Source organism: Pararhodospirillum oryzae (assembly GCF_007992075.1).
GTDB lineage: Bacteria > Pseudomonadota > Alphaproteobacteria > Rhodospirillales > Rhodospirillaceae > Pararhodospirillum > Pararhodospirillum oryzae.
In genome coordinates this window covers 1-24,446 of record NZ_BJZO01000036.1, presented here as the reverse complement: position 1 = coordinate 24,446, position 24,446 = coordinate 1, and the positions used below count along the sequence as shown (strand labels likewise).

General features: G+C 66.6%; 25 protein-coding genes. 17 read left to right on the top strand and 8 right to left on the bottom strand.

Going from position 1 to position 24,446, the window contains the following annotated elements:
* Positions 1 to 29 precede the first annotated feature (29 nt).
* The 4 genes from ROR02_RS07850 (at position 30) to ROR02_RS16770 (ending at position 2,800) form a co-directional block, all read left to right on the top strand.
* Positions 30 to 224, top strand: a complete 195-nt coding sequence (locus ROR02_RS07850; protein ID WP_147163471.1) for a DUF1737 domain-containing protein — start codon at positions 30 to 32, stop codon at positions 222 to 224.
* A 118-nt stretch (positions 225 to 342) separates the two neighbouring features.
* A complete protein-coding gene (locus ROR02_RS07845) occupies positions 343 to 1,026 on the top strand; it encodes an HAD-IA family hydrolase (protein ID WP_170245018.1) in 684 nt (227 codons plus the stop codon).
* 136 nt (positions 1,027 to 1,162) lie between these two features.
* Positions 1,163 to 1,444, top strand: coding sequence for a hypothetical protein (locus ROR02_RS07840; protein ID WP_147163469.1), 282 nt, complete (start codon positions 1,163 to 1,165; stop codon positions 1,442 to 1,444).
* A gap of 177 nt (positions 1,445 to 1,621) precedes the next feature.
* Positions 1,622 to 2,800, top strand: coding sequence for a lysozyme inhibitor LprI family protein (locus ROR02_RS16770; protein WP_174823018.1), 1,179 nt, complete (start codon positions 1,622 to 1,624; stop codon positions 2,798 to 2,800).
* A 108-nt stretch (positions 2,801 to 2,908) separates the two neighbouring features.
* On the opposite strand, the gene ROR02_RS07830 is transcribed toward ROR02_RS16770, so the two are convergent.
* Complete coding sequence (locus tag ROR02_RS07830) at positions 2,909 to 3,433, bottom strand: PAS domain-containing protein (RefSeq protein ID WP_147163467.1); 525 nt, start codon at positions 3,431 to 3,433, stop codon at positions 2,909 to 2,911.
* Positions 3,434 to 3,770: 337 nt separating this feature from the next.
* Here ROR02_RS07830 and ROR02_RS07825 point away from each other — a divergent pair, with 337 nt between their 5' ends.
* The gene (locus ROR02_RS07825) at positions 3,771 to 4,904 is read left to right on the top strand and encodes a LytTR family DNA-binding domain-containing protein (protein ID WP_147163466.1); all 1,134 of its coding nucleotides are present in this window, start codon (positions 3,771 to 3,773) and stop codon (positions 4,902 to 4,904) included.
* A gap of 24 nt (positions 4,905 to 4,928) precedes the next feature.
* Here ROR02_RS07825 and ROR02_RS07820 read toward each other — a convergent pair whose 3' ends face one another.
* Positions 4,929 to 5,567: an MlaC/ttg2D family ABC transporter substrate-binding protein gene (locus ROR02_RS07820; RefSeq protein ID WP_147163465.1), complete on the bottom strand. Its 639-nt coding sequence runs from the start codon at positions 5,565 to 5,567 to the stop codon at positions 4,929 to 4,931.
* Between the two features lie 210 nt (positions 5,568 to 5,777).
* On the opposite strand from ROR02_RS07820, the gene ROR02_RS07815 reads away from it, so the two are divergent.
* The 12 genes from ROR02_RS07815 (at position 5,778) to ROR02_RS07765 (ending at position 18,176) form a co-directional block, all read left to right on the top strand.
* Positions 5,778 to 6,752, top strand: coding sequence for an ArsR/SmtB family transcription factor (locus ROR02_RS07815; RefSeq protein WP_307725143.1), 975 nt, complete (start codon positions 5,778 to 5,780; stop codon positions 6,750 to 6,752).
* A 174-nt stretch (positions 6,753 to 6,926) separates the two neighbouring features.
* The gene (gene metF / locus ROR02_RS07810) at positions 6,927 to 7,772 is read left to right on the top strand and encodes a methylenetetrahydrofolate reductase [NAD(P)H] (protein WP_246135460.1); all 846 of its coding nucleotides are present in this window, start codon (positions 6,927 to 6,929) and stop codon (positions 7,770 to 7,772) included.
* Positions 7,769 to 11,335, top strand: coding sequence for a methionine synthase (metH, locus tag ROR02_RS07805; protein ID WP_147163464.1), 3,567 nt, complete (start codon positions 7,769 to 7,771; stop codon positions 11,333 to 11,335). The genes metF and metH overlap by 4 nt, the downstream gene beginning before the upstream one ends.
* Positions 11,336 to 11,581: 246 nt before the next feature.
* Complete coding sequence (locus ROR02_RS07800; RefSeq protein WP_246135456.1) at positions 11,582 to 11,773, top strand: hypothetical protein; 192 nt, start codon at positions 11,582 to 11,584, stop codon at positions 11,771 to 11,773.
* On the top strand, positions 11,718 to 11,870 hold the full coding sequence (locus ROR02_RS17500; RefSeq protein WP_307725142.1) for a BrnA antitoxin family protein: 153 nt from the start codon (positions 11,718 to 11,720) through the stop codon (positions 11,868 to 11,870). The genes ROR02_RS07800 and ROR02_RS17500 overlap by 56 nt, the downstream gene beginning before the upstream one ends.
* A 292-nt stretch (positions 11,871 to 12,162) precedes the next feature.
* Positions 12,163 to 12,345 (top strand): hypothetical protein, encoded by a 183-nt coding sequence (locus ROR02_RS07795; protein ID WP_147163463.1) that lies wholly within the window; start codon positions 12,163 to 12,165, stop codon positions 12,343 to 12,345.
* A 754-nt stretch (positions 12,346 to 13,099) separates the two neighbouring features.
* A complete protein-coding gene (locus ROR02_RS07790) occupies positions 13,100 to 13,342 on the top strand; it encodes a BrnT family toxin (protein WP_147163480.1) in 243 nt (80 codons plus the stop codon).
* 189 nt (positions 13,343 to 13,531) lie between these two features.
* Positions 13,532 to 14,263 (top strand): hypothetical protein, encoded by a 732-nt coding sequence (locus ROR02_RS07785; RefSeq protein WP_147163462.1) that lies wholly within the window; start codon positions 13,532 to 13,534, stop codon positions 14,261 to 14,263.
* A 366-nt stretch (positions 14,264 to 14,629) separates the two neighbouring features.
* Positions 14,630 to 15,358: an SDR family NAD(P)-dependent oxidoreductase gene (locus ROR02_RS07780; RefSeq protein WP_147163461.1), complete on the top strand. Its 729-nt coding sequence runs from the start codon at positions 14,630 to 14,632 to the stop codon at positions 15,356 to 15,358.
* Positions 15,359 to 15,370: 12 nt separating this feature from the next.
* Positions 15,371 to 16,465: a hypothetical protein gene (locus ROR02_RS07775; protein ID WP_147163460.1), complete on the top strand. Its 1,095-nt coding sequence runs from the start codon at positions 15,371 to 15,373 to the stop codon at positions 16,463 to 16,465.
* 161 nt (positions 16,466 to 16,626) lie between these two features.
* Positions 16,627 to 17,454, top strand: a complete 828-nt coding sequence (gene thiD, locus ROR02_RS07770) for a bifunctional hydroxymethylpyrimidine kinase/phosphomethylpyrimidine kinase (protein WP_147163459.1) — start codon at positions 16,627 to 16,629, stop codon at positions 17,452 to 17,454.
* Positions 17,451 to 18,176, top strand: coding sequence for an alanyl-tRNA editing protein (locus tag ROR02_RS07765; protein ID WP_147163458.1), 726 nt, complete (start codon positions 17,451 to 17,453; stop codon positions 18,174 to 18,176). The genes thiD and ROR02_RS07765 overlap by 4 nt, the downstream gene beginning before the upstream one ends.
* An 82-nt stretch (positions 18,177 to 18,258) precedes the next feature.
* On the opposite strand, the gene mltG is transcribed toward ROR02_RS07765, so the two are convergent.
* From mltG to ROR02_RS07735, 6 genes are all read right to left on the bottom strand, one after another.
* A complete protein-coding gene (mltG, locus tag ROR02_RS07760; protein WP_147163457.1) occupies positions 18,259 to 19,257 on the bottom strand; it encodes an endolytic transglycosylase MltG in 999 nt (332 codons plus the stop codon).
* 18 nt (positions 19,258 to 19,275) lie between these two features.
* Positions 19,276 to 20,538 carry a beta-ketoacyl-ACP synthase II gene (gene fabF, locus ROR02_RS07755; protein WP_147163456.1) on the bottom strand — a complete coding sequence of 421 codons (1,263 nt, stop codon included), beginning with the start codon at positions 20,536 to 20,538 and terminating at the stop codon, positions 19,276 to 19,278.
* A gap of 166 nt (positions 20,539 to 20,704) precedes the next feature.
* Positions 20,705 to 20,941 (bottom strand): acyl carrier protein, encoded by a 237-nt coding sequence (locus ROR02_RS07750; protein WP_147163455.1) that lies wholly within the window; start codon positions 20,939 to 20,941, stop codon positions 20,705 to 20,707.
* 164 nt (positions 20,942 to 21,105) lie between these two features.
* The gene (gene fabG, locus ROR02_RS07745; RefSeq protein WP_147163454.1) at positions 21,106 to 21,843 is read right to left on the bottom strand and encodes a 3-oxoacyl-[acyl-carrier-protein] reductase; all 738 of its coding nucleotides are present in this window, start codon (positions 21,841 to 21,843) and stop codon (positions 21,106 to 21,108) included.
* 42 nt (positions 21,844 to 21,885) lie between these two features.
* Positions 21,886 to 22,833 carry an ACP S-malonyltransferase gene (fabD, locus tag ROR02_RS07740; protein WP_147163453.1) on the bottom strand — a complete coding sequence of 316 codons (948 nt, stop codon included), beginning with the start codon at positions 22,831 to 22,833 and terminating at the stop codon, positions 21,886 to 21,888.
* Positions 22,834 to 23,004: 171 nt separating this feature from the next.
* Entirely contained in the window at positions 23,005 to 24,219 is a 1,215-nt protein-coding gene (locus tag ROR02_RS07735; protein ID WP_147163452.1) for an NADP-dependent isocitrate dehydrogenase, read from the bottom strand.
* Between the last annotated feature and the right edge of the window lie 227 nt (positions 24,220 to 24,446).

The window sequence follows — 24,446 nt, the reverse complement described above, 5'->3', positions numbered from 1 at the left end:
ATGGCCCTCCCCCGCACCAGGAGATCGCGATGCCCACAAACCCGCCCGATGGTCTTCCGCGCTATCGTCTTCTGACCGGCAAGGACGACGCGACATTCTGCCAGCGCGTATCCCAGGCCCTGGAGCTTGGCTACCAGCTCCATGGCTCTCCCGCCGCCACCTTCAATGGCCAGGATGTCATCGTCGCGCAGGCGGTCCTGTGGCCCGGGACCGGGCAGCCCTGACCGCCGAACCGCCGGCACGTCCCGCCCGGGCTGGCCTGTGTTCGCGGCCGGCCTTTCCGGGAACGGGGGAGTTTCCGGCATGGTGAACGCGAGCCGGCACGCGAACGGGAGCGGACGCATGGATGGATTGTTGTTCGATTGCGACGGGGTGCTGGCCGAAACCGAGCCGGACGGGCACCGGGTGGCGTTCAACCAGGCTTTCGAGGAAGCCGGGCTGCCCGACCGCTGGTCGGTGGACACCTACGGCGCTCTTCTGGAAACGGCGGGCGGGCGCCATCGCCTGCGCCGCTTTTTCGGCGACCGCCTCGACGACGCGGCCGTGCTGGCCTTGCACCAGCGCAAGACCGACCTGTTCCAGGCATGGGTGGAAGGGGGACGGCTGCCGATTCGTCCGGGCGTGGCGGCGCTGATCGACGAGGCCCTGGCGGCGGGGATCAAGGTGGGGGTGTGCTCCACCTCCGACGAGCGCGCGGTGCGCGCCGTGGTGGCGGGCCTGGGCCCTCGCCGCGCCGGGGCCATGGCCGTTTTCGCCGGCGAACAGGCCCCCCGGCGCAAGCCCGATCCGGCGATTTACCGGCTGGCCCTGGACGCGCTGGGCCTTGACCCCACGCGGACCCTGGCCATCGAGGACAGCCCGCCCGGCCTCGCCGCCGCCACCGCCGCCGGCCTCGGCTGCCTCGTCACCCGCTCCGCCTACACCCGGCACGAGGCGTTCATCGGGGCGGCGGCCGTCCTCGACAGCCTGGAAGGCGTGCGACTCGATCACTGCCGCGCCTGGCTTGCCTCCACGGCCGCGCCTTGAGGCAGGCTCCCGGCACCCGGGCCGGGGGCTTGCGCCAGGATCGACGGATGGCTAGCTTACCGAACGCCCTGCGGGTGCCCCCACCCTTGTCACCCCGGCGGGCCCCCTTGACCGCTCCGACAGAGGGATCCTTGCCATGCCTGCCTTGCTTCCCGTCCGGCGCCGCGTGCCGGTCCTGGCGTGGGTCACCCGGGTCCTGCCCCTTGTGGCCCTGCCACTGCTTGCCGGTGGCTGCGCGGAAGGCACGGGCTCCGGCGCCGCCGGGGAACGCTTGCCGCTCGCGTGCGCCATGATGGCCTGCGAATGCGTCAACGCCGATGCCGGCCCCTTCACCCTGGAGCGGGTCAAGCCGGTGCAATGGAATGCCCAAGGCGAAGCCACCTGCCCCGCGGGCCATCTCCTGCGCCGCAAGCGCTGAGCCGCCTTGCGCCCGGAGAACCCGCGTCCCCACGCGGGCCTTTGCTGGAGTCGTGCCATGGTCCAACCGTCGCCCTTGCCTGCCCTGCCCCGCCTCGGATCGCGGGCGCCCCTGGCCTCCACGAACGGCGGAGGGGCCGGGATTGAGGACGCACGGCGCGTCCCCCGGGAGGAAGCCGTGTCCTCAAGCCGGCGGCCCGGGGGCATCGGCAAGGGGCTGGGGGCCCTGCTGGCGCTGGCCAGCCTGGCCGGCGCCTCCCCGGCCGGAGCCGCCCAACCCGGGTTCGACTGCGACAAGGCCACCAGCGTGGCCGAACGGGTGATCTGCGCCGATGGCGGACTGGCGGCCCGCGACCGGGCCCTGAGCGACGCCTTCGCCGCGCGCAAGGCCGCGCTCGCCCCCGATCAGGTGCCGGCGCTGGTCGCTACGCAACGGGCCTGGCTCAAGGCCCGCGACAAGGCCTGTTCCCTGCCCGCCGCCTTGCCCGCGACCGAGGATGTGACCTTGGACCTGCTGTGGCGGGTCGCGCCTTGCCTGGCCGGCGTTTACGACCAGCGCCTGGCCGAACTGGGAGCACCTCCCCCCGCGCCCCCCTCCGCCCGGATCAAGGATCCCGGATTCATCCACCCCCTTTGCCTGGCCGCCGCCCTGCCCGACATCGATGAAGGGGTCGCCGCGCCGGTGCCGCTCGCGCTGTGCAACCAGGGCAACGCCCACAACCCACCCCAGGAAAACCCGGACGGCACGCTCAGCGCCGAAGCCACCCCCCAGGCCCCGGCCTGGGCCTGGGTCGCCAGCAAGGACCTGGGCGACGGAGCCAACGGCCGCCGCCTGGCGCTGGTCACGGTCAACGGGGGCGGGACCGGCTATTTTTCAAGCCTGGTCGCGATCGAACGCGACCTTGGGCCCGCGGGCGAGCCCCGGATCACGGTGGAAACCGTGCGCGGCGGGGGCGACCGGTGCAGCGGCGGGATCCAGAATGCCCGCCGCGAGGGAACGGGGGTCATTCTGGATATCAACGTCACCCCGGTGGGACTGATGGAAGCGGCGAGCGCCCAAACCATCGAAAACGAACCGATTCTCGCGGGCATGAGTGATTGCGCGATCTGCTGCGTGGCCACCCTGGTGACCCGGATCAACGCGAACGGGGCCAACGAAACCCTGGTCGAGGCCCGCCTTGACCCGCAAACCGACTGGAGCGTGCTGGAAACCTCCGGCAGCCAGGCCGACCGCTGCGTGGCGCGCCTCCTGCACCGGCCCGGACTCCTGGCCCTGGATCCCCCTTCCCTGCAAGCCCTGGGCGCGGCCTTCGACGCTTGCGTCAGCACGCCCGCCGCGAAGGGCCGCCAGCCCTGACGCAAGGCCGGATCCCCTTGAGCGCGTTTGCCCTCGCGGGAAAGGCGGCGCGCCCTTTTCCCGGACAAACGCCAAACAGGGGGCTTCCCTGGGGATCCGCCCACCGCCTCACAAAGTATGAACGAAGTGGGGGTAGTCCGTCCCGTTCTGATTCATTAGGTCGTTGACCAGGCGCAAGGCGGCGGCCATGCCGTCCTTGGGCGAGGCGTGGCGCTTCTCCTCGGCCAGCAAGGTGGCGTACAGGTCGCGCACGGCGGGCAGGGCCTCGCGGCGCGGCGAGCGCCGGCTGGAATGGTAGCTGACAATCCGCCCCGAGGCGTCGAACGTGGGCGTGACGTGCGCGAAAACCCAGTAATGATCCCCGTTCTTGGCCTGGTTGATCACGTAGGCGAAAATCTCGTTCCCCGCCTCGATGGTGTCCCACAGCAACTTGAAAACACAAGCCGGCATCTCGGGATGACGAATAATATTATGAGGCTGGCCAACCAACTCCGATTCGGTGAACCCGGCCACCCGTTGGAAAACCTGGTTGGCGTAGGTAATCACCCCCTTGATATCGGTTTTGGACACGATCAATTCGTCGTCGCCAAAGGTGCGTTCCACACCCGTTGGCGGTACTGTCGGTCGCGCCATCTTCTTGACCCCCGTCGATTTTGGGACCCTATCCGCCCAGCATTTCACGCATTTGAGGGAAGCGCGTTCCTGGGTGGCCGGCGAGGTGGGCTTGGTTCCTCCGCACAGGATTTTTATTCTACCCGAAGCCTGGACATGCCCAAACAAGAACCGCGAACGCCGCCGCCTGATCGGGAATGACGCACGAAAGAAAGACTCTTTCAAACACCAGCCGCGCGTCAGACGGGTTTTCAACGCTTTTCGCGGTATTAAAATGAGCACGCGCGACGAAGCGCACCGTGACCCGAGGCAAGACAAGAACAGGCAAAGGCCCCCGGCATGAAGGAGGTCCCCCCCCGTGGCCTGGCTGACTCCTGGTCGACTCTGGCGTTCCCTGGAAAGGCTCGTGCTGGCCGGCGTGCTGCTGGCCGGCTGGCCTGCCACGGTGGTTGATCCGGCCGGGGCAAGAAGCGATCCCGGTTTGTGGGTGGGCGCGGCGGCCGTGGTGGCGGGCGCATGGGGGCTTGTCCTGGTCAGCGTGCACGGGGTGTGCGCCGTGCTGTCCGGGTCCCGGGTGCCCGGGCTGGTGGTGGTGGGGATCGCGGCGGCCCTTGCCAGCCTGCCCCTGGGGCTGGCGTTGCGCGCGCTGGCCCTTGCCGTTCCCTCCCTCCTGGCCCCGCCCGGTCCGCTGGTCACCAGCCTTGCCCTGGGGTTCGCCCTGCACCTGGGCGGGGCCCTGGTCCTGTGGGGCGCGATCGAGCGCCGCCCCTGGGGCCGGCCGCCGGTTTCGTGGGCGCAGATGGCGGCGGGGGGGCCGGGGGCGCGGGTGCGCGAAGCGCGGGCCCTGGCCCGCCTGCGCGAACGGCTGGCCCGCTCGGCCCCTCCCGCGATGCCCCCCCTGCCCCTGCCGTTCGAGGCCCCCGGGTCCCTTGATCCCGAAGCCGGCGACGCCCCCTTGGTCTTGCGCCGGCCGCTTCGGCTCTTGCCGCCGGGATTGGCCGGCCCGATCCTGTGCCTGGAAGGGGCCGGCCATCACGTGCGCGTGCACGCGGCCGACGGCGAGGGCCTGGTCTTGCGCCGTTTCTCCGACCTGGTCGCCGACCTTGCCGCCGACTTCGCCCCGAACGATGGCGTGCGGGTGCATCGCAGCTGGTGGGTGGCGCGCGACGCCGTGCGCGAGGTGGCCCGCGAAGGGCAGCGGTTGCGGGTGCTGCTGCAAAACGGCCAGAGCGTGCCCGTCAGCCGCCAGGGACACGCCCGCCTGAAGGCGGCCGGCTGGCCCGAGGAACCGCCCGCCGCCGGGGCGCCCGCTCCCCCTCCTTCCGACGCGGCCGTGGCAGCCCCCAACGCCCCGCCCCAGCTGGCCCCGCCCTCTCCCTCGTCCTCTCCCCCTCCCTCGTCCCCTCCCCCTCCCTCTCCCCCTCCCCCATCCCCGCCCGACGAAAGGGGGGAGACAAAAAAAAGCACCCCCGAAGGGGTGCTCCTGAAGTGAGGGGCGAAAGGGGGGAAAGCGCGCTTATCCCCTGGTGTTGTTGAGCGAGGCAATCTTGTCGCGCAGCACCTGGTTCAGGCCGTCCATCGAGCCCGTGGACTTCAAAACGGCCAGGTATTCGCTGCGGAAGGTCTGGGCCATGCTGACCCCTTCCACCTTCAGGTCGATGACCCCCAGGCGGCCCTGGTTCTCGGGGTTCTCGCGCAGGACCCAGACCACCACCATGGCCTTGTCGCCTTCGTTGCCGATGGCCGTCGTCACCTCGTGCAGCCGGCCGCCGCGCGAGTCCTGGCTTTGCACGTTAACCACCTGGATGCGCTGGCCGCCGTACTCGTCGAAACGGCTGCCCCAGTTGATCACGTTCATGTCGCGGAACAGCTTGGCGAATTCGGTGCGCTGGGCCGGGGTCGCGCTATTCCAGGCGCCACCCACCACGAAGCGGGCGATGAAGCCCATGTCGAAGGCGTTATCAAGGAGGATCTCAAAGCGCGAGATCCGCTCTTGCTGCGAGACATCCGCCTTCAGAATATCGTCAATGGCGTAGCGGCTCAGTTCCTGGACGAAGGCGCCGGGGTCCTTCGGAAGGTCCAGCGCCAGCGATGGCGCGGTGCCCCCCAGCAACAGGACAAGGGCGAAAACGGGCGCGAGGGCGCGTCGCAACATGGACTTCTCTTTCTCGCAAGGGGAGGAACGGGGGGATGATTCCAAACGAGGCGAACACGACCGCGTAACCGGGCGTGGGATCCTCGGAATTGACGTTTTGCCTACCACAGCCGACGGCCGAACGCCACCCCACGCGAAAGCACTTGCGGTACACATCGTATAAAGATATCTTTATATAGGAATATATGGAACGACAAACCAGGGAGGACCATGGGGGTGGAGGCGGTGCTGATCGGCCTGCGGGCGGCGGCGGAGGCAACCCGGTTGCGCCTGCTGGCTCTGTGCGCGCAAGGCGACCTGAGCGTATCCGACCTGGTGCGGATCCTGGGGCTCAGCCAGCCCCGGGTTTCCCGTCACCTGAAGGTGATGTGCGAGGCCGGTTTGCTGGACCGCCTGCCCGAAGGCACCTGGGTGTTTTACCGCCTCGCGCCCGCCGGCCCCGGGGCCCAGGTCGCGCGGGCCATTGTCGGCCTCGTGGCGGGGGAAGCGGGCGCCACCGATGAAACCGCCGGCCTGCTCGCCGTCGATCGCGCCCGCCTCGAAGCCCTGCGCGCCGAGCGCGCCGACGCGGCCGCCGCCTATTTCCGCTCCAACGCCCCCCAGTGGGATGAACTGCGCCGCCTTTCGGGCGCCGAGGAGCCGGTGGAAAACGCCATTGCCCAGCGCCTGGCCGGCCGCCCGATCCGCGATTTGCTGGATATCGGCACCGGCACCGGGCGCCTGCTGGAACGCCTGGCCCCCCTGGCCCGGCACGCCACCGGCATCGACCAGTCGCGCGAGATGCTGAGCCTGGCCCGGGCCAACCTCGACAAGGCCCGGATCCGCCACGCCCAGGTGCGCCAGGGCGACATGTACGCGCTGCCCTGGCCCTCGGCCAGCTTCGATGCCATCAGCGTTCATCAGGTCTTGCACTTCGCCGAGCACCCCGGCGCCGTGATCGCCGAGGCGGCCCGGGTGCTGCGCCCCGGCGGGCGCCTGATCGTGGCCGACCTCGCCCCCCACGAGCGCGAGGATCTGCGCGAACGCCACAACCACCGCCGCCTGGGCTTCGCCTCGGCCGACATCAAGGCCTGGTGCGCCCAGGCCGGCCTGATCTGGCGCGAGGACCTGACCTTGCCCGGCCCCGAACTCAACGTTTGTGTGTGGGTGGCCGACCGCCCCGAGACCGGACCGGAGCGGGAATAATCCCCTCCGGCCCGTGCCGTGGCCGCCTGTTCTTGCTATCCTGCCTTGTCCGTTCCTGGGAGATCCTGACCCGTGACCGCCCCTCTTCCCCCGTCCGCGCCCTTGATCGAACCCTTCCAGCCCGCCGGCCCCCTGTCGGTGTCGTTCGAGTTTTTTCCGCCCAAGACCGAGGCGATGCAAGAACAGCTGTGGGCGTGCATCCGGCGTCTGGAACCCCTGCACCCGTCGTTTGTGTCGGTGACCTATGGCGCCGGCGGCTCGACGCGCGAGCGCACCCATGAAACGGTCGCGCGCATCCGCGAGGAAACCACCCTGACCCCGGCCGCGCACCTGACCTGTGTCGCCGCCACCCAAGGCGAGGTGGACGCGGTCGCGCGCGCCTACTGGGACGCGGGCGTGCGCCACATCGTCGCCCTGCGCGGCGATCCCCCCGAGGCCGGCACCCGCTACCAGCCCCACCCGGGCGGCTATCCCTTTGCCCTCGATCTGGTCAAGGGCCTGCGCAAGGTCGCCGATTTTGAAATCAGCGTCGCCGCCTACCCCGAGGGCCACCCCGAGGCCACCAGCCTGGACGCCGATCTCGACAACCTGAAGCGCAAGATCGATGCTGGCGCCACCCGCGCCATCACCCAGTTTTTTTTCGATGTCGATGCCTATCGCCGCTTCATGGACCGGGTCCGGGCGGCGGGCATCACCGTGCCCGTGATCCCCGGCATCCTGCCCGTGGCCAGCTTTTCCACCGTCACCCGCTTCGCGGCCGCCTGCGGGGCCTCGATCCCGGCCTGGATGGGCCCGCTGTTCGAGGGACTCGACGACGAACCCGAAACCCGCAAACTGGTTGCCGCCACCGTCGCCATGGAACAATGCCGCGCCCTGGCCGCCGACGGGATCCACAACTTCCACTTCTACACCTTGAACCGGCCCGATCTGGTGCACGCGATCTGTCACGTTCTGGGGGTCCGCGCCTCGGCGCCCGGCACCCCCAACGCAGCCCCGGCCGATAAGGGAGAGCGGTCATGAGCGCCTTTCTCGATGCCCTGCGCGAACGGGTCTTGCTGTGCGACGGCGGCATGGGCAGCTTGGTCCAGGCCATGGACCTGTCGGTGGAAACCGACTTCATGGGCCGCGAAAACTGCACCGAGGCCCTGACGCTCGCCCGCCCCGACGTGGTGCGCGGCCTGCACCAGCGCTATTTCGCCGCCGGCGCCGACTGCGTGGAAAGCAACACCTTCGGCGGCTCGATCCTCACCCTGTCCGAGTTCGATCTGGACGACCGCACCCGCGAGATCAACCGCCGCAGCGTGGAAATCGCGCGCGAAGCCGCCGAGAGCTTCGCCGACGGCCGCCAGCGCTTCGTGCTGGGCTCGGTGGGGCCCGGCACCCGCCTGCCCAGCCTGGGCCATGTGGACTACGACACCTTGAAGGCCGCCCTGGTCGAGCAATGCCTGGGCCTGGTTGAAGGCGGCGCCGACGCCTTCCTGATCGAAACCTGCCAGGACCCCTTGCAGTTCAAGGCCGCCATCAACGCCGCCAAGGCCGCCCGCGAGGCGCACGGCGCCGACACCCCCATCATGCTGCAAGTCACCGTGGAAACCACCGGCACCTTGCTGGTGGGCGCCGACATCGCGGCCGCCGCCACCGTGGCCCACGCCCTGGGGGTGGACAGCCTGGGCCTCAACTGCGCCACCGGCCCGCGCGAAATGGGCGAGCATGTGCGCTGGATGGCCGAGAACTGGCCCGGGTTCATTTCGGTGCAGCCCAACGCCGGCCTGCCCGAGCTGGTGGACGGCAAGGCCCACTATCCCCTGACCCCGGCCGAGCTGGCCGACTGGCACAAGCGCTTCATCCTGGAAGACGGCGTGAACATGGTCGGCGGCTGCTGCGGCACCACGCCCGCGCACATCGAGGCCGTGGACGCCATGCTCCGCGCGCTCGCCGCCGAAACCAAGGCCCCCGACCGGCCCAAGGCCCGCCAGCGCACGGTGCACTGGGTGCCCTCGGTGGCCTCGCTTTATGGCGCCGTGCCCTTGCGCCAGGAAAACGCCTTCCTGTCGATCGGCGAACGCTGCAACGCCAATGGCTCCAAGAAGTTCCGCACCTTGCAAGACGCCGAGGACTGGGACGCCATCGTCGCCATGGCCCGCGAGCAGGGGCGCGAGGGCAGCCATACCCTGGATGTGTGCACCGCCTTCGTGGGCCGCGACGAATCCCGCGACATGACCGAGGTGATCACCCGCCTGCGCGGCTCGGTGCACATGCCGCTGGTCGTCGATTCCACCGAAACCCGGGTGCTGGAAGCGGCCCTCAAGCTGTATGGCGGCAAGGCGATCCTGAATAGCATCAACTTCGAGGATGGCGAGGAAACGGCCGCCCAGCGTCTGGCCCTGGCCCGCGAGCACGGCGCGGCGGTGATCGCGCTCACCATCGATGAAGAGGGCATGGCCAAGGACGCCGACGCCAAGCTGGCGATCGCGCACCGCCTGTATGATTTCGCGGTCAACCGCCACGGCCTGCCGCCCGAGGATCTGCTGTTCGACCCGCTGACCTTCACGATCTGCACGGGCAACGAGGACGACCGCCGCCTGGGCCTGGAAACCCTGGAAGCGATCCGGCGCATCCGCGCGGAAATGCCAGCCTGCGGGATCATCCTGGGCTTGTCCAACATCTCGTTTGGCCTCAAGCCGGCGGCGCGCCAGGTGCTGAACTCGGTGTTCCTCGACGAAGCCGTGCAGGCAGGCATGACCGGGGCCATCGTGCATGTGTCCAAGATCGTGCCCCGCCACCGCATCCCGGCCGAAGAAGTCGAGGCCGCCATGGCCCTGATCCACGATCAGCGCGACGCGGGCGACCCCCTGCACGCCTTCATCCGCCTGTTCGAGGACCGCACGGCGGTGAAGGCCGAGGTCAAGGCCGACGCCCCGGTGGAAGAACGCCTGCGCCAGCGCATCATCGACGGCGACCGCCTGGGCCTGGAAGCGGACCTCGACGAAGCGCGCGCCACCCATCCGCCCCTGGAGATCATCAACACCATTTTGCTCGATGGCATGCGGGTGGTGGGCGAGCTGTTCGGATCGGGCAAGATGCAGCTGCCCTTCGTGCTGCAATCCGCCGAAACCATGAAGGCCGCCGTGGCCCTGCTCGAACCCCACATGGAAAAGAGCGACGATCAGGCGCGCGGCACCCTGGTGCTGGCCACGGTCAAGGGCGACGTGCACGACATCGGCAAGAATCTGGTCGATATCATCCTGTCCAACAACGGCTACAAGGTGGTGAACCTGGGCATCAAGCAGCCCCTGCCCGCCATCGTCGAAGCCGCCCGCGCCCACAAGGCCGACGCCATCGGCCTTTCCGGCCTGCTGGTCAAATCCACGGTGATCATGAAGGATAACCTGGAGGAAATGGCCCGCGACGGCTGGGATACCCCGGTGATCCTGGGCGGCGCCGCCCTGACCCGCGCCTTTGTCGAGGACGATTGCGTGCGCGCCTATGGCAACCACGGCCGCGTGGCCTACGCCCGCGACGCCTTCGATGGCCTCGACCTGATGGGCAAGGTGATGGAAGGCCTCTTCGACGACCACCTGACGGCCTTGCAGGAAAAGCGCAAGGGCGCCCCCTCGCGCCGGAGCCGCGCCGCCGCCGAAACCGCCGAACCGGCCGGCCCCCTGGCCGACGGCGCGACCCTGGGCGCCGACGAAGCCCGCTCGGCCGCGCGCAAGGGGATCGAGCGCCCGGTGGCCATGGAAGCCATCGCCCTGCGCCGGGCCGAACTGGCCCGCGCCGCCGAGGTGCCGCAGCCGCCGTTCTGGGGCCCGCGCCTGGTCGAGGGGATTTCGCTCAAATCGCTGGTGCCGTTCATCAACGAAAACACCCTGTTTCAGTTCCAATGGGGCTTTCGCAAGGCCGGGCGCACCCTGGCCGAGTGGAAGAGCTGGGCCGAAACCGAGGTGCGCCCAATCCTCTTCGACCTGCTCAAACGCTGCGCCCAGGAAGAGATCCTGAACCCGCGCGCCGTGTATGGCTTCTGGAAGGCAGCCAGCCGGGGCGACAGCATCGTTCTGTTCGCCGAGGACGGCCAGACCGAAGTCGCCCACTTCGAGCTGCCCCGCCAGAAGGGCGAACAGGGCCTGTGCCTGGCCGACTTCGTGCGCGACGAGTCGGAAGGCCCGCAGGCCCGCGACGTGGTGGGCCTCCAGGCGGTCACGGTCGGCGCCCGCGCCTCCGAGGTGGCCCGCGCGTGGTTCGCCGACAACCACTACCGCGACTACCTGCTGCTGCATGGCCTGTCGGTGGAAGTGGCCGAGGCCCTGGCCGAATACACCCACAAACAGGTGCGCGCCCAGGCCGGCGTCGCCGCCGACGACGCCCGCGAGGCCGAGGACCTGTTCCGCCAGTCCTACCGCGGCGCTCGCTACTCGTTTGGGTATCCGGCCTGCCCCAACCTGGAAGACCAGCGCCAGATCCTCGACCTTCTGGGCGCCGACCGCATCGGCCTCGACCTCTCCGACGAGTTCGAACTGGAACCCGAACAGTCCACCTCCGCCCTCGTCCTGTTCCACCCGCAAGCCAAGTACTTCCGGGTGTAGGTAGGGGACACGCGGGGCCGGGGGAGCATCGGGTCAAGGGGGGCTTGTGCCCTTGGCCCGGGATGAAGGGGGCTTTCGCCCTCGGGCCGGAATAAAGGGGGCTGTCGCCCCCTTGGGGGGCCTGCGCCCCCCAGCCCCCGCATTGGGGAAGCACGCTTCCCCAAACCCCTTGCCTTGGCGCACGCAAAGGCAGGGGCATCATATCCGTTCGCAAGGCCCGATTCCACGAGCGCGGAGGATACGAAAATGCCTGACCCACGACGCGATTTGACCGACGAGGAGAAGGCGGCTCTTCAGGCCGTGGCCGACCGGCCCGATTCTGAAATCGACCTGACCGACCCCGACGCCCCTGAGGTCCGCAACTGGTCGGACGCCGTCCGGGGTGCTCTGTTCCGGGCCGAAAAGCCTTTCAAAAGGTCCCTTGACGCTGCGCCTTGACGCCGACGTGGTGGAGTGGCTCCACCAAGGCGAAGAGGGGTACCAAACCCGCATCAATGCCGCGCTTCGTGATTTTACAAAGCATCACCGAAGCTGACGCTGTACATCCCGCTATCTTGGCCGGGTTACATCGATTCTGCCATCGCCGACGATTTGCCACCCGCAAAACAACTCTGAAAAACAGCCTCAACCCTGCTGAAATTTAAGGCCGTCCAGAATCATGCGTCTTCCTTCTAAGTATTCACAGAAAAAAAAGCACCCTTCGGGCCTGCAGCCTTTCCTAAAGACGGATTATTTTTCCTGAATGATATTTTTTATCGACCTTCTTTGACCTTATCTTGCTGGACTAATATTTCATAGTCGAAGGCTGGAAAACCTGGTTCGAAACCATGGACGAGATGCAGGTCGCCGTGGATATTTACTTTATCCACCACAACGAGAAGCGCCCACACCAGGGGCGCGTCATGAACGGCCGGACGCCCCTGAAGGCTTTCAAGGAAGGCATCCCGCAGCCCGATCCCAAAGGAGAAAAGACCACCCCTCCCAGCCCCAACACGGCGACTGCCGCTTAACCCGGCTTGCGAGGCGGTACTGTCAGGCGACTACCCTCTCTGTACACGAAGCGGCACTGTGATGGAAGCGGATAGACCTTACATCCCTTTGCTTAAGCTTGTCCTTTTGGGAAAAGCGATATCCACTCTTCCCTGACAAACTCTAGGCAGAGTCATACAATCACCCCACCTTATTTGTCAAAAATGATCTGGAAAATTCCATTTATACAGAAATAACAGAGCGCTCATCGCCTTTTATACCTTACCTGTCACAAGTCTTAGCTTTATTTGCCCAAACAAACGCTGTCTCAGCGTTAACAACAAACTCTTTTCCGCGCTGAATATTGTGCTTATGACACATAGGGACAATATAAAAATGCTTCTCAGGATCATTTAATCCAGTTTTGGAAATAACAACGTGAGCACCATGCTCTGCCTCTTCCAAACAGCCCTCCACACAGCAGAATACCGCTTCTTCTTCACTATATTTTTCCCAATGGGCTATCCACGACCCACATTTACACTTAAGATCGCTAGTTCCATTTGCGTTTTTTACGGAGACTTTTCTTGTGTACCGTTTACATATGTCCACGTTACCCTCCACCACATCCACAAGCAGAAAACTAGCACAACAACACACTGCCACCCTGACGCAACTTCTGTCCAGTAAAAATTTCTTAGTTGCTACCGTTGACGCCTGCCCGTATAGCAACTACACTGATGTAGTTATACGGAGACTCCTTTGTATTGGGTATGAGATCCAGAGGAGGACCCTATCAGTCGGCGCAAGCATGGCTTTCCGCTATCCATCGACGAAGCGGCACTCCCCGATCCCCTGGCCGTATCGACTCTGGACATGCACCCTGAGGGCGACCGTTGGACAACTGTTTGCCGAGCCAAGGAAGGCACGCCCCTCTTCGTCGTCCACACGTGGCCGGATAAACCCAGGGAAGCGGGACGCATCATATCCGCTCGCAAGGCCACGTCCCACGAGCGCAGAGGATACGAAAATGGCTGACCCACGACGCGATTTGACCGACGAGGAGAAGGCGGCACTGTCAAGTGCCACATCCTAATTTTTTCTTCCTTACGACCAAGGCCCTATGATGTCACTAAGAATAGGATTAAAAATATTCTCAATAGAGAATAAAATAGCTTAAAAAAATGTTGCCGATGACGTACAATCAAACACAAAGGAAAAAATGATATGGACAAGCTAATCGAATTTATTTGGGCATCTATGTCAGGTGTGGCCGGCAACGCCATATACGAATCGATAAAAAAAATACTTGGGGAAGAGTTCGATAAATTATTGTCGTTTGTTAAAACTAAAAATAGAAATAAATTTAACAGTGAAATTACCAATAGAATTGAGACAAACAACTGCTTGAAAAAAGAGCTAGAGGCTATATATTGTAATCAAGAAAATTCAGCTGGAAGCAACCACATTCGAGCCGAAACAAAAGAACACGGCGTTACCGTAATACAAATAGGGGATAATTGCACTAATAACACAAACACCAAAAACAAGAACGAGGATGATTACGATGAAACCTTGAAAGTTTCTGTTTTATCTGCTGACGGGCTAAAATTAACTTACCCCAAAAAGATGAATTTTGAAAATCCAGTTATGGTTGTTTCCGTCTATAATGAAGGAAACAAGAGTGTGTCCATTAATGATATAATTGTGCAGTTTTCCGATGGGACAGAAGGCACCTTCTTTAATCTAAAAAATTCTATAATTGATGCTGGACAAAGCAATACTTGGTTCATTCCCAATGGACACCCCATCTGCGTTGAAACAGGGGAGTTTGAATTCGGTATGAAAACTATTAAAATATTAAAAGCGGATCGAGATTCGATTGAATCGATAGGCGTAAAAACTCATCGCAACAATATATTTAAATTAAGAAAAAAAGACTGGTCCAGCATAAATTGATTAATTGCACAGAGAGGTTAAGTGCCTTATAATACCTCTTCGTCAACCGGACTAGGCTCTAAAAATTTAGCTCCCTCCAGTCCACTCCCTTTCAAAGGAATGGGATCAAAGGGTCCTCGACCCTTTGCGGGTCTGGGCGGAGCCCAGAGTCTTCCGTCGAGGGATCCCCCCCGGCCAAAGGGGTCTCCCGCCCTTCCACTCCCCCCCTCGCACCCTTTCCTCTCCCTCCTCCTCTTGCAACGCGGCATCGGGCGTCCTTCATTGACACGGGCGCGGGGGGGCAAGGCCCTTGCGTCGGGAGTCGTTTGCGCTCAGCCTTGCCTTGAAGCGGCAGGCGGCCATCATTGTTCTGGGGGACCGTGCAGCATGAATACCGTGATCATCACTGGGGCCAGCCGGGGCATCGGCCATGCCACCGCCGTGCGTTTCCTGCGGGAGGGGTGGCGGGTCATTACCTGTGCCCGGGCCGAGGTGCCGCCGGAGTGCAAGATGGATCGCAACTGGTCGGCCCATTTCCCGGTCGATCTGTCCGACCCCAACGCCATCGATGCCTTTGCCCGCCAGGTGTTGGAGCACCTGAACGGCGATCCCCTGCATGCCCTGGTCAACAATGCCGGCGTGTCGCCCAAGACCTCGTTCAAGGAGCGGCTGGGGGTGTTGAATGGGGCCATTGATCGCTGGCGGTCGGTGTTCGAGCTGAACTTTTTCGCGCCGTTGCGGCTGGCGCGGGCGTTTGCCACCCCGTTGTCGAAAAGCAAGGGCGCGGTGGTCAACATCACCTCGATTGCCGGGCACTACGTGCACCCGTTCGCCGGGTCGGCCTATTCCACCTCGAAGGCGGCGTTGTCGGGGCTGACCCGGGAAATGGCGGTGGAGTTCGCCCAGTTGGGGGTGCGGGTCAATGCCGTGGCCCCGGGCGAGATCAAGACCGAGATGGTTTCCTCGGAGTACGAGGCCCTGATTCCGCGCATTCCCCTGGACCGCATGGGATCGACCGACGACGTGGCCTCGTGCGTGTACCGCCTGTGCACCGAGGAGTTCGCCTATGTCACCGGCACCGAGGTGTTCGTGACCGGCGGCCAGCATCTGCTGTAGGCCCCTGCCCCGATGCCCGAGTCTTCACCCCGGCCGGTGCTGATCTGGGGATCCGCGCCGGCCCCCGGCCTTGAGGCGTTCGAGGCCGCGCTGGCGCCCCATGCCGGCGGGCCCCTCCGGCGCCTGCCCCCGGCCTCCTCGCGGGCCGTTCTGGCCGATGCCCTGGCCCAGGCCCAGGCGCTGATCGTGGAGCCGGCCGCGCCTGGCGCACCGCCCGGGGGGCGACCCTCGCCCGGGGGGCGACCCTCGCCCGGGGGGCGACCCTCGCCCGGGGCGCCGCCGCTTTCCACCGTGCTGGCGGCGGCGATGCAGGCCCGGGTGCCGGTGATCGATCGCGGTTGGGCGGATCCCGGACGCTTGGCCGCCCTGATGCCTTTCGATGGCCCGGCGCGCGACGCCACTGTTCCGATCGTGATCGAGGCCGATCCGGCCCGGGGCCTGGCCGGTCTGCTGGGGCGTGCCCTGGCCGGGGCCTGTCCTGGCGTGGCCCGCCTTTCCCTGGTCGTGGTGGCCGGCGCGCGGGCCTGGAGCGCGGCCCACGGCCCCGGCGCACTCCGTTATTGGCTGGAGGCAACCCGGCGCGCGGTTCCCGGGGCCTTGATCGAAGGGGAGTGGCGCCGGGTGCCGGTGCGCCATGCCCCCGTGCATGTGTTCGCGCCTCCGCTGGGCCGGCGCCGCGCGTTCTTGTTCCTGAGCGCCGACCTGCGCGGGCTGGCCGGGGCCCTGCCGGGATTAACCCATCTGACCTTGGGCCGATGCGGCTTCGGGCCGCGCCTGGATTATGGGGTGGCCCCGCTGGGCCGACTCCTGGCTGGCCTGGGCCTGGGCGCCGTCGCCGACCGCATGATGCGGGCCCTGGCCCCCGCGCGCGACGACACCGGCTTGATGCTGCACGCCATCGCCGAGGACGGGGCGGGCACGCCGCTGGGCACCGTGAGCGTGTCCCATCCCGACCCGGCCGTTCTTGAAGCCGCCGTGTGCGCCCATGCCCTGGAAGCCGCGCGCGCGGGTGCTGGCGCCCCCGGCGTGGCCCCCCTTGGCCTGTGGGCCGATCCCCCAGCCTTCCTTGCCACCCTGAAAACCCACGGGGTGCGCGTCATTTCATAAGAAAAGGGGAGTTCGGGGCCTCGCCCCGACCGGGTTCGGGCGGGAGCCCGACGGCCACGGGCCGCTGCCTGCCTTCGTTCCTTTCCCCTTCCGCTCCCGCTCGGGCTGCGCTTACATAAACAGACGAGAACGGGTTGCCTGACCGGAAGAAGGAGAATTCCTTGCAAGGACGCGTATTGATCATTGCCGGCTCGGACTCCGGGGGCGGGGCCGGCATTCAGGCCGACATCAAGGCGGTGACGGCGCTGGGCGGCCACGCCGCCACCGCCCTGGCCGCGCTGACCGCCCAGAACACCCTGGGCGTGCACGGGGTGATGCCGGTTCCGGTTCCCTTCCTGCGCCAGCAAATGGCGGTGGTGCTGGACGACATCGGGGCCGACGCCTTGAAAACCGGCATGCTGGCCACGGCCGAGATCATCGACGCGGTGGCCGACGAGATCAGCGCCCGCGCCCCCGGCTGCGCCCTGGTCGTGGATCCGGTGATGGTGGCCAAGGGCGGGCACCGGTTGCTGGAGGAATCGGCGACCGCCGCCCTGATCCGGCGCCTGTTGCCGCTGGCCACCGTGCTGACCCCCAACCTGCCCGAGGCCGAGGTGCTGCTGGGCCGGGCCATCGACGGCGAGAACGGCCTGGAAGCCGCCGGCCGCGCCCTGCTTGATCTCGGCCCCCGGGCCGTGCTGATGAAGGGCGGGCACCTGCCCGGCGACACCGTGACCGATGTTCTGGTCACGGCCGACGGCGTGACCCGCTGGCCGGCGCCCCGCCTGCACACCCGGGCCACCCACGGCACCGGCTGCACCCTGGCCTCGGCCGTGGCCTGTGGCCTGGCCCAGGGGCTGGATCTGGTCGCGGCGGTCGAGCGCGCGCGGGCCTATGTCCGGCTGGCCATGCGCACCGCCCCCGGCCTGGGCCACGGCCATGGGCCCTTGAACCACGCCTGCACCGTGGCCCCCTTCCCTGCCCTGCCCTTGAAGGAAGACCCGGCATGAGTGGACCCACCGAGGAACTGTTTCGCCGCGACGCCTACGTTCTCACCTGCGACGCCCATGTCATCGCCCATGCCGCCGATCCGGTTGGCCTGATCCTGGATCGCACGGTGTGCTATCCCCAGGGTGGCGGCCAGCCCGGCGACACCGGCACCCTGACCCTGGCCGATGGCTCGACCCTGGCCCTGGCCGACACCCGCTACGGGGCCGACGGCGCGATTGTGCACATCCTGGCGCCAGAAACGCCCCTGCCCCCGGTGGGCACCGCGCTTGGCGTGGCGATCGACTGGGCGCGCCGGCACCGGATCATGCGCATGCACACCTGCTTGCACCTGATCAGCCGCCTGACCGATGGCAAGATCACGGGCGCCAGCGTGGGCGATGGCAAGGGACGGATCGACCTGGATCTGCCGGGCACGCCCCCCGACCGCGAGGCCCTGGACGCGCGTCTGGCCGAGTTGATCGCCGCCGATCCCCCCGTGCGGGTGCGCTGGATCAGCGACGAGGAGCTGGACGCCACCCCCGACCTGATCCGCACCCTGACCGTGCGCCCGCCGCGCGGGTCGGGACAGGTGCGGCTGGTGGAGATCGAGGGGATCGACGTGCAGCCCTGTGGCGGCACGCACGTGCGTTCGCTGGGTGAAATCGCGCCGGTGCGCCTGGGCAAGATCGAAAGCAAGGGCCGCCAGAACCGCCGCATCAACGTAATACTCGACGACGCCTGACCCCTTCACCGTTTCCCAAGGACCGGGGTCCGGGGCCTCCCGGCCCCGGCGGGGCGTGGGGCAGCGCCCCACTTCTAGCCCCCTACTCGGTGGCGTTGGCGTCGCGCAGGAAGCGGCGATAGGCGCGGACGTTGCGGTTATGCTCGTCGAGGGTTTCGGCGAAGCGATGGCCGCCGGTTCCGTCGGCCACGAAATACAGATCACGGGTCGCGGCCGGGTGCAGCACCGCCTGGAGGGCCTCGCGCCCCGGGTTGCAGATCGGCGACGGCGGCAGGCCGGCGATCAGGTAGGTATTCCAGGCGTGCGCCGTGCCCAGGTCGGCCCGGGTCAGGGACCGGCCGAGGGCGCCCGAGCCCTCCGAGAGGCCATAAATGACGGTGGGGTCCGATTGCAGGGGCATGCCCTTGCGCAGCCGGTTGACGAACACGCCGGCCACGCGGGCCCGTTCGTCGTTGATCCCGGTTTCGCGCTCCACCACCGAAGCCAGGATCACGGCTTCCTCGGGGGTATCGAACGGCAGATCGGGGGCGCGCTGGGCCCACAAGGTGGCCAGGGTGGTCGCGCGGGCCTGGGCCATGCGCTCGATCACGCGCGCGCGGGTATCGCCGCGCTGGTAATGGTAGGTTTCGGGCAGCAAGGCGCCCTCGGGCGGAATATCGCCCACGTCGCCCTTCAGCTCGGGAACATCCCGGATCAGGTCCACGATGGCGGCCGAGGTCAGGCCCTCGGGCACGGTCAGGCGGTAGACCTTGACCCGTCCGGCCACCAGGCTTTCCATCACGGCGCGCGCGCTGGAATGGGGGGCGAATTCGTATTCGCCGGCCTTGAGGTCGCGCCCGCGCCCGGCCAAACGCACGCCGGCTTCGAAAACAAGGGGATGGGTAATCACGCCGGCCTGGGCCAGGGTGGTGGCGATGCCTGTCACGCCGCCGCCGGCCGGGATTTCAACGGTCCGGGACTCGCCCAGCGGCCCCGGTTCGTCGAAAAGGTATTCGACCCCGCGCAGGGCGGCCAGAAGGCCACCCCCCGCCAGGGCCAGGGCCAGGACTCCCCACAAGGCAACGCGAAGCAAGGCGCGCATGGGGTGAATCCCGAAGCCTTAGGGCGCCGCGGTGAAAATCAGCGACGCGTTGGTGCCGCCGAACCCGAACGAGTTCGACAAGGCGTAGCGGATCGGGCGTTCCTTGGCGACCAGGGGCGCCAGGTCGATGTCGCAGTTGTCGGAGGGATCGCGCAGGTTCAGCGTCGGCGGCACCAGCTGGTTGCGAAGCGCCAGGATGCTGAAAATGGCCTCGACGCTGCCGGCGGCCCCCAACAGGTGACCGATCGCCGACTTGGTCGACGACATGGTCAGCTTGTAGGCATGATCGCCAAACAGACGCTTGACCGCGCCCAGCTCGATTTCGTCGCCCAGCGGCGTGGAGGTGCCGTGCGCGTTGACGTAATCAATCTGTTCCAACGACAAGTTGGCGTTGCGCAAGGCGTTGCGCATGGCCCGGAAGCCGCCCGACCCATCCTCGGCCGGAGCGGTAATGTGGTAGGCGTCGCCCGACAGGCCATAGCCGACGATTTCGGCGTAGATCTTGGCGCCGCGCTTCTTGGCGTGCTCCAGTTCCTCAAGAACCAGAACGCCCGAGCCTTCGCCCATCACGAACCCGTCGCGGCCCTTGTCCCACGGGCGCGAGGCCTCGGTGGGGGTGGCGTTGTAGTGGGTCGACAAGGCGCGCGCGGCCGCGAATCCGGCCATGCCGATGCGGCATACGGCCGCCTCGGCCCCGCCCGCCACCATCACGTCGGCATCGCCGAACATGATCAGGCGCGACGCGTCGCCGATGGCGTGGGCCCCGGTCGAGCAGGCCGTGACCACCGCGTGGTTAGGGCCCTTGAAACCGTAGCGAATCGAAACGTGTCCCGACACGAGATTGATCAGGCTGGCCGGGATGAAGAACGGGCTGACCTTGCGCGGGCCATGTTCCTTCAGCAACACGGCGGTGTCGGCGATCGACGGCAGGCCACCGATGCCCGACCCGATCATGACGCCGGTGCGTTCTTGCGATTCCTCGTCGGTCGGCATCCAGCCGGAATCGGTGACGGCCTCAATGGCGGCGGCCAGGCCATAGACGATGAAATCGTCCATGCGGCGCCGGTCCTTGGCACTGGCCACCGAGTCGGGATCGAAGCCGTGCGCTCCCTCGTCCTTCGAGGGAACCAGACCCGCCACCTGGGACGGCAGGTCGGATACATCAAAGCGATTGATGGCACGGATCCCGGAAACACCCTGGGTCAGGCGTTCCCACACGGTTCCCACGCCGCACCCCAGGGGCGTGACCAGCCCCAGCCCGGTGACGACAACTCGTCTCATGGCACTATCCCCATACCGTATGGGTCCGGGCGGTGGCTCAAGGCGTTGGTGGCGGAGACGAAAAGGAACGCTCCGCCGGGTTCGACGGCAGGCGGAGCCTGCTTGCGCAAGGGCTCCGCGCCGACCGCCGCACGCAGCGCGTGGACCGTCCGGACGACGCGTCCGATCAGCCGCTGTGGCTCTCGATGAACTCGATGGCGTCCTTGACGGTCAGGATCTTTTCGGCGGCATCGTCGGGGATTTCGCAGCCGAATTCTTCTTCGAAGGCCATGACCAGCTCGACGGTGTCCAGGCTGTCGGCGCCCAGATCGTCGATGAAGCTGGCGGTATCGGTAACCTTCGCCTCCTCAACGCCCAGATGCTCGACAACGATCTTCTTCACGCGCTCGGCGACGTCGCTCATGTCTTTCAAATCCTCGGAAAGTCAACAGTCTGTGACGGGTTGGGAAGGCTTGGTCGGCATGCCCCGGTCCCGGCAGCGCAGGGACCTTGGAGCGCTTTGCTAACACACTTGCCCGGGGATGACCAGCGCCGCCATCCGTTGGCGGCGTGCTCTTTTCCCGGGACCTAGATCATGGCCATGCCGCCATTGACGTGCAGGGTCTGGCCGGTGACATAGCCCGCTTCCGCGCTGGCCAAATAGACCACGGCGGCGGCGATATCCTCGGGCGAGCCCATGCGTCCCGAGGGAATGGCCGACAAGATCCCCTCTTTCTGGCGATCGTTCAACTTATCGGTCATGGCGGTGGCGATGAAGCCCGGCGCCACGCAGTTCACGGTGATGCCGCGCTGGGCAACCTCGGCGGCCAGGGACTTGCTCATGCCGATCAAACCGGCCTTGGAGGCCGCGTAGTTGCACTGCCCCGGGTTGCCGGTCACGCCCACCACCGAGGTAATGCCGATGATCCGGCCCCAGCGCCGCTTCATCATGCCCTTGAGGGCGGCGCGCGACAAACGGAAGCTGGCGCTCAGGTTGACCGCGATCACCTGATCCCAGTCTTCATCGCGCAGGCGCACAGCCAGCATGTCGCGGGTCAGGCCGGCGTTGTTCACCAGGATGTCAAGCCCGCCCAGGGCGGCCTCGGCGGCCGGCACCAGGGCCTCGACAGCGGCCGGATCCGACAGGTTGCACGGCACCACCCGGGCCTTGTCGCCCAGGGTGTCGGCCACGGCGGCCAGCGCGTCCTCGCGCGTGCCCGACAGGGCCACCAGGGCCCCTCGTTCGGCCAGGGCCTGGGCGATGGCGGCGCCAATGCCGCCCGAGGCTCCGGTCACCAGCGCCTTCTTGCCGCTCAGATCGAACATCCAAGGTCCTTCCTTGTCTTGCGTGAGGAGGCTCCAGGCGCCTTACAGCGACCGGGCAAAGGCCTCGATATCGGCCGGGCCCTGCAACGAGCAGGCGGAAAGGTCGGGGTGAATGCGCTTGGCCAGCCCGGCCAGCACCTTGCCCGACCCCATCTCGACCAGTTCGCTCACCCCGGCCTCGGCCATGGCCAGCACGCCCTCGCGCCAGCGCACCGCGCCCGTGACCTGCTCGACCAGCAAGCGGCGCAAGGTTTCGGGCTCCTGCTCGGGCTTCGCCGTGACATTGGCCACCACCGGCACCACCGGCGCCTTGAAGCTCACTCCGGCCAGGGCCTCGGCCATCACCTGGGCGGCCGGCGCCATCAAGGCGCAATGGAAGGGGGCGGACACGGGCAGCAGAACGGCGCGCTTGGCGCCCTTTTCCTTGGCGAGAACAATCGCCCGGTCCACGGCCGCCTTGTGGCCGCTGACCACCACCTGACCCGGGGCGTTGTCGTTGGCGGCCTCGCACACGCTGCCCGGCTCCTGGCCGGCGGCCAGGGCGGCGATCGCCTGGGCGTCTTCCAGGCTGAGGCCCAGCAGGGCGGCCATGGCGCCCTCGCCCACCGGCACGGCCTTTTGCATGGCCTGGCCCCGGGTGCGCAGCAGGCGCGCCGTGTCGGCCAGTTCCAGGGCACCGGCCGCCGCCAGGGCCGAATACTCGCCCAACGAATGCCCGGCCACGAAGCGGGCGTGATCGGCCACGGCGATGCCATCGGAGGCCAGCACCCGCACCACGGCCAGCGACACCGCCATCAAGGCGGGCTGGGCATTCTCGGTCAGGGTCAGGGTCTCGGCCGGGCCTTCGAACATGAGCTGGGACAGCGACGCGCCCAGCGCCTCGTCCACTTCCTGAAAGACCTCGCGCGCGACCGGGAAGGCGGCGGCCAGGTCCTTGCCCATGCCCACTGCCTGCGATCCCTGGCCGGGGAAGACGAACGCTCGCGTCATGTTCCGCTCCGGTTCCTGTCAATCACGGCTCCCGAAGGAGGTTCCCTTCGGGAAGAGCGCGAAAGGAATACCGCCCGGGAGCACTTGTCAAGCCCTCCCGGCACACGAAACCGCCCGGAGGCAGGGACCCCCGGGCGGCGGAAAAGACGTCGACGCGGATGCGAAAAGCGCTTACGCCATCGCGGCCTTCAGACCTTCATCGAGCTTGTCCAGGAAGCCGGTGGTGGTCAGCCACGGCTGATCGGGCGAAACCAGGATCGCCAGATCCTTGGTCATGAACCCGGCCTCGACCGTTTCCACGCACACCTTCTCCAGCGCCTCGGCGAAGGCGACCACGTCGGGGGTGTTGTCGAAGGCGCCGCGATACTTGAGCCCTTGCGTCCAGGCGAAGATCGACGCAATCGGGTTGGTCGAGGTTTCCTTGCCCTGCTGGTGCATGCGGTAGTGACGGGTCACCGTGCCGTGGGCGGCCTCGGCCTCGATCGTCTGACCATCGGGGGTCATCAGGACCGAGGTCATCAGGCCCAGCGAGCCAAAGCCCTGGGCCACCGTGTCCGACTGCACGTCGCCGTCGTAGTTCTTGCACGCCCAGACAAAGCCGCCCGACCACTTCATGGCGCACGCCACCATGTCGTCGATCAGGCGGTGCTCGTAGGTCAGGCCGGCGGCCTTGAAGCGGTCGGCGAACTCGGCGTCGAACACCTCCTGGAACAGGTCCTTGAAGCGCCCGTCGTAGGCCTTCAAGATCGTGTTCTTGGTCGAGAGGTACACGGGCCAGCCCCGGTTCAGGCCGTAGTTCATGCACGCCCGCGCGAAGCCCCGGATCGATTCATCCAGGTTGTACATGGCCATGGCCACGCCGCTGTCGGGGAACTTGAACACTTCCAGGTCCATCGGCTCGCCGCCGTCGTCGGGCGTGAAGCGCAAGGACAAGGTGCCAGCCCCGGGGATCTTGACATCGGTGGCGCGGTACTGGTCGCCAAAGGCGTGACGGCCGATGACGATGGGCTGGGTCCAGCCCGGCACCAGGCGCGGCACGTTGCGGCAGATGATCGGCTCGCGGAACACGGTGCCGCCCAGGATGTTGCGAATGGTGCCGTTGGGCGACTTCCACATCTTGGCCAGGCCGAACTCGGCCACGCGGGCCTCGTCGGGGGTGATGGTCGCGCACTTGACGCCCACCCCGTAGGTCTTGATGGCGTTGGCGGCATCAACCGTGATCTGGTCGGCCGTTTCGTCGCGCTTCTGGATTCCCAAATCGTAATACTTGAGGTCGATATCCAGATAAGGAAGAATCAACTTGTCCTTAATGAACGCCCAGATAATCCGGGTCATTTCGTCGCCATCCAGCTCGACGACGGGAGTCTTGACTTTGATCTTGCTCATGTCGGGATTCCGCAGTGACAGGGGACGAGAAGGTCTCGGTGTCCGGCGGGGTGTGCCCCGGGTCTTGAAAGGGGCGCGCGATCCAACACAGCGCCCAAGCGGACGACGCGAGCATAGCACCGGGGACCAAGGGGGGCCATAGGCCTGTGCCCCTCCTTTCGACGATCACCCAGGCGGGGGAGAAAGGGCGGACGCGCCACCACGCGCCCGACCGAAAGCAAAAACGG

What these genes read in the sequence shown, in the direction of transcription:
- ROR02_RS07800 (WP_246135456.1), top strand. Translation starts at nt 11,582, where the DNA reads ATGCCTGACCCACGACGCGATTTGACCGACGAGGAGAAGGCGGCTCTT.
- metH (WP_147163464.1), top strand. Translation starts at nt 7,769, where the DNA reads ATGAGCGCCTTTCTCGATGCCCTGCGCGAACGGGTCTTGCTGTGCGAC.
- ROR02_RS07815 (WP_307725143.1), top strand. Translation starts at nt 5,778, where the DNA reads ATGGGGGTGGAGGCGGTGCTGATCGGCCTGCGGGCGGCGGCGGAGGCA.
- ROR02_RS07850 (WP_147163471.1), top strand. Translation starts at nt 30, where the DNA reads ATGCCCACAAACCCGCCCGATGGTCTTCCGCGCTATCGTCTTCTGACC.
- ROR02_RS07735 (WP_147163452.1), bottom strand. Translation starts at nt 24,219, where the DNA reads ATGAGCAAGATCAAAGTCAAGACTCCCGTCGTCGAGCTGGATGGCGAC.
- fabD (WP_147163453.1), bottom strand. Translation starts at nt 22,833, where the DNA reads ATGACGCGAGCGTTCGTCTTCCCCGGCCAGGGATCGCAGGCAGTGGGC.
- ROR02_RS07780 (WP_147163461.1), top strand. Translation starts at nt 14,630, where the DNA reads ATGAATACCGTGATCATCACTGGGGCCAGCCGGGGCATCGGCCATGCC.
- ROR02_RS07840 (WP_147163469.1), top strand. Translation starts at nt 1,163, where the DNA reads ATGCCTGCCTTGCTTCCCGTCCGGCGCCGCGTGCCGGTCCTGGCGTGG.
- ROR02_RS07775 (WP_147163460.1), top strand. Translation starts at nt 15,371, where the DNA reads ATGCCCGAGTCTTCACCCCGGCCGGTGCTGATCTGGGGATCCGCGCCG.
- metF (WP_246135460.1), top strand. Translation starts at nt 6,927, where the DNA reads ATGCAAGAACAGCTGTGGGCGTGCATCCGGCGTCTGGAACCCCTGCAC.
- ROR02_RS07845 (WP_170245018.1), top strand. Translation starts at nt 343, where the DNA reads ATGGATGGATTGTTGTTCGATTGCGACGGGGTGCTGGCCGAAACCGAG.
- ROR02_RS07795 (WP_147163463.1), top strand. Translation starts at nt 12,163, where the DNA reads ATGGACGAGATGCAGGTCGCCGTGGATATTTACTTTATCCACCACAAC.
- fabG (WP_147163454.1), bottom strand. Translation starts at nt 21,843, where the DNA reads ATGTTCGATCTGAGCGGCAAGAAGGCGCTGGTGACCGGAGCCTCGGGC.
- ROR02_RS07830 (WP_147163467.1), bottom strand. Translation starts at nt 3,433, where the DNA reads ATGGCGCGACCGACAGTACCGCCAACGGGTGTGGAACGCACCTTTGGC.
- ROR02_RS07765 (WP_147163458.1), top strand. Translation starts at nt 17,451, where the DNA reads ATGAGTGGACCCACCGAGGAACTGTTTCGCCGCGACGCCTACGTTCTC.
- ROR02_RS07750 (WP_147163455.1), bottom strand. Translation starts at nt 20,941, where the DNA reads ATGAGCGACGTCGCCGAGCGCGTGAAGAAGATCGTTGTCGAGCATCTG.
- fabF (WP_147163456.1), bottom strand. Translation starts at nt 20,538, where the DNA reads ATGAGACGAGTTGTCGTCACCGGGCTGGGGCTGGTCACGCCCCTGGGG.
- ROR02_RS07820 (WP_147163465.1), bottom strand. Translation starts at nt 5,567, where the DNA reads ATGTTGCGACGCGCCCTCGCGCCCGTTTTCGCCCTTGTCCTGTTGCTG.
- ROR02_RS07785 (WP_147163462.1), top strand. Translation starts at nt 13,532, where the DNA reads ATGGACAAGCTAATCGAATTTATTTGGGCATCTATGTCAGGTGTGGCC.
- mltG (WP_147163457.1), bottom strand. Translation starts at nt 19,257, where the DNA reads ATGCGCGCCTTGCTTCGCGTTGCCTTGTGGGGAGTCCTGGCCCTGGCC.